Source organism: Sphingomonas sp. Leaf38 (assembly GCF_001421825.1).
Classification (GTDB): domain Bacteria; phylum Pseudomonadota; class Alphaproteobacteria; order Sphingomonadales; family Sphingomonadaceae; genus Sphingomonas.
On sequence record NZ_LMLD01000010.1, the window covers coordinates 248694 to 248973 of the forward strand.

1 protein-coding gene is annotated in these 280 nt (G+C 66.1%); it reads left to right on the forward strand.

The window, feature by feature from the left end; genetic code table 11:
* A partial coding sequence (locus tag ASE88_RS19105; RefSeq protein WP_200910176.1) for an MFS transporter small subunit occupies positions 1–193 on the forward strand: 193 nt, incomplete at its 5' end.
* Between the last annotated feature and the right edge of the window lie 87 nt (positions 194–280).

Below are 280 nucleotides of genomic sequence, written 5' to 3' on the forward strand. Positions count from 1 at the left end.
CCGGCCGGTCGACGCGAAGTTCCACATGCCCGCGGATAATGCGCCACGGGCGGTCGAGACGGTTGCTGGCGGCACCGTGGCGGCGGAGACCAGCACCTCGCCTATCGTCGTCTTCGCATGGCTCGCGGTCGGGTTGCCGATCCTCTGGGGGATCTACATGACGCTGTCGAAGGCACTGATCCTGCTCAAGTAGGGCACATACTGCATACCTCCACCGGATGGGGGAGGTGGCACCCAAGGTGTCGGAGGGGGCGGACCGGAAACGGCGGTCACCCTTACC